At 50.0% G+C, this 3,244-nt stretch carries 2 rRNA genes; both read left to right on the top strand.

From position 1 onward, the window contains the following. The first annotated feature begins 136 nt into the window (after positions 1–136). Positions 137–3,063 (top strand): 23S ribosomal RNA (locus EO127_RS08615). A gap of 64 nt (positions 3,064–3,127) precedes the next feature. Then, a 5S ribosomal RNA gene (rrf, locus tag EO127_RS08610) occupies positions 3,128–3,244 on the top strand.

Here is a 3,244-nt window from a genome sequence, read left to right as displayed (position 1 = left end):
AATGATTTATGATTTGGTCTCTTAGAGTTGACTCTAAGGGTTAGACCAAGCACATAGATTCTCTAAATTAACTTATAAGGTGAGAGCATCCGAAAGGATGACTCTAAAGCAAAGACATAACCATATGTCACTATCAAGTAAAGATAGTAAGGGCATACGGTGGATGCCTTGGCTATACTGGCCGAAGAAGGACGCGGTAAGCTGCGAAAAGCTACGGAGAGGTGCAAGCGACCATTGACCCGTAGATATCCGAATGGGGGAACCCGGCAGAGAAAAGCTCTGTCACCCATACCAGAGAGTATGAGGAGGGCACCTGGGGAACTGAAACATCTAAGTACCCAGAGGAAAAGTAATCAAACGAGATTCTCTTAGTAGCGGCGAGCGAACGGGGAAGAGCCCAAACCGGACTGGTTCGCCAGACCGGGGTTGAGGACTGCTAACAAGCATAAATGGGATAGACGAACTGGCTTGGAACGGTCGGCCGAAGAAGGTGAAAGCCCTGTAGTCGAAATCCTGCATATGTGGAGCAGTATCCAGAGTACCACGAGACACGTGAAACCTTGTGGGAAGCAGGGGGGACCACCCTCCAAGGCAAAATACCAGTATGGACCGATAGCGCATAGTACCGTGAGGGAAAGGTGAAAAGCACCCCGGGAGGGGAGTGAAAGAGAACCTGAAACCGTATGTCTACAAACAGTCGAAGACCGTATAATTGCAGGTCGACGGCGTGCCTATTGAAGAATGAACCGGCGAGTTACTGTCACTAGCGAGGTTAAGCGGAAAACGTGGAGCCGAAGCGAAAGCGAGTCTGAATAGGGCGAAGAGTTAGTGGTAGTAGACCCGAAACCGTAGTGATCTATCCATGGCCAGGTTGAAGCACAGGTAAAATTGTGTGGAGGACCGAACTCGTGAGCGTTGAAAAGCTTTGGGATGAGTTGTGGATAGGGGTGAAATGCCAATCGAACACGGAGATAGCTGGTTCTCCCCGAAATAGCTTTAGGGCTAGCCTCATGGTAAAGAGTATAGGCGGTAGAGCTCTGATCGGGCTAGGGCCCACACCGGGTACCGAACCTAGTCAAACTACGAATGGCTATACTTATACATGGGAGTCAGACTATGAGTGATAAGGCCCATAGTCAAGAGGGAAACAGCCCAGACCACCGACTAAGGCCCCCAATGCTGCATTAAGTGGCAAAGGATGTGGAGTTTCCAAAACAACCAGGATGTTGGCTTAGAAGCAGCCACCATTTAAAGAGTGCGTAATAGCTCACTGGTCGAGAGACTCTGCGCCGAAAATGTCCGGGGCTAAAATGCAGAGCCGAAGTCGTGGCAATGGTAGCAATACCATTGGGTAGGGGAGCGTTCTTATTGGATTGAAGCAGTACCGGAAGGAGCTGTGGACTGGTAAGAAGTGAGAATGCCGGTATGAGTAGCGAAAAGAAAGGTGAGAATCCTTTCCACCGAAAGCCTAAGGGTTCCTGAGCAACGATCGTCGTCTCAGGGTAAGTCGGGACCTAAGCCGAGGCGGAAAAGCATAGGCGATGGACAACAGGTTGAAATTCCTGTACTAGTATGAATTGTTTGATCGATGGAGTGACGCAAACAGGTAGGTTAGCATGTGATTGGAAGTGCATGTTTAAGCGTGTAGGTTGTGTAATAGGTAAATCCGTTACACTAAAAGCTGAGGCGTGATGACGAGCTCAATAGAGTGAAGTAATTGATCCTAAGTTGCCGAGAAAAGCTTCTAGGTAGAGACATACTACCCGTACCAAAACCGACACAGGTAGGCGGGGAGAGAATCCTAAGGTGCGCGGGAAAACCCTCGTTAAGGAACTCGGCAAAATGCATCCGTAACTTCGGGAAAAGGATGACCCATGTAGTGTGAAAGCTTGTAACGGCTCTAGCATGAATGGGTGGCACAAGAGAGGCGCAAGCGACTGTTTACCACAAACACAGGTGCCTGCTAAAGCGAAAGCTGACGTATAGGTGCTGACACCTGCCCGGTGCTGGAAGGTTAAGAGGAGGGGTTAGGAGTAATCCGAAGCTCTGAATTGAAGCCCCAGTAAACGGCGGCCGTAACTATAACGGTCCTAAGGTAGCGAAATTCCTTGTCGGGTAAGTTCCGACCCGCACGAAAGGTGTAACGACTTGCGCACTGTCTCAACGAGGGACCCGGTGAAATTGAAGTACCTGTGAAGATGCAGGTTACCCGCGACTGGACAGAAAGACCCCATGGAGCTTTACTGTAACTTAGGATTGATTTTAGTTAATGAATGTACAGGATAGGTGGGAGACGTAGAAGCTAGGGCGCTAGTCTTAGTGGAGTCGCTGTTGGGATACCACCCTTTGATTAATTGAAATCTAACGGGAAGAGTAACGACCTTCCGGACAGTCCTAGGTGGACAGTTTGACTGGGGCGGTCGCCTCCTAAAGAGTAACGGAGGCGCCCAAAGGTTCCCTCAGAGCGGACGGAAATCGCTCGAAGAGTGTAAAGGCAGAAGGGAGCTTGACTGCGAGACCAACAAGTCGAGCAGGGACGAAAGTCGGGCTTAGTGATCCGGTGGTGCCGAGTGGAAGGGCCATCGCTCAACGGATAAAAGCTACCCTGGGGATAACAGGCTAATCTCTCCCAAGAGTCCATATCGACGGGGAGGTTTGGCACCTCGATGTCGGCTCATCACATCCTGGGGCTGAAGTAGGTCCCAAGGGTTCGGCTGTTCGCCGATTAAAGTGGTACGTGAGCTGGGTTCAGAACGTCGTGAGACAGTTCGGTCCCTATCCATCGCGGGCGAAAGAAACTTGAAGGGGGCTGCTCCTAGTACGAGAGGACCGGAGTGGACGAACCGCTGGTGTACCAATTATCCTGCCAAGGGTACAGTTGGGTAGCTACGTTCGGGACGGATAAACGCTGAAAGCATCTAAGCGTGAAACCAGCCTTGAGATGAGGTTTCTCATAGCATAAGCTAGTAAGATCCCATGTAGACGACATGGTTGATAGGCCAGGTGTGGAAGTGCTGTAAGGCATGGAGCTGACTGGTACTAATAGATCGAGGGCTTTACTTAAAAAACAAACTTGTAAGTTAACATATTATTCTTCTATGTAGTTTTCAGGGAACACCCTGACAAATTCAGTGATGATGGCTACGAGGAACCACCTGTTCCCATCCCGAACACAGTAGTTAAGCTCGTAAACGCCGAAAGTACTTGGCTGGAAACGGCCTGGGAGGATAGGAAGTCGCTGATT

Origin of the sequence: Veillonella sp. 3310, from assembly GCF_003999875.1 — a bacterium.
GTDB lineage: Bacteria > Bacillota > Negativicutes > Veillonellales > Veillonellaceae > F0422.
Note: the sequence above shows the minus strand (reverse complement) of the source record. Positions and strands in the feature narration are given on the sequence as shown.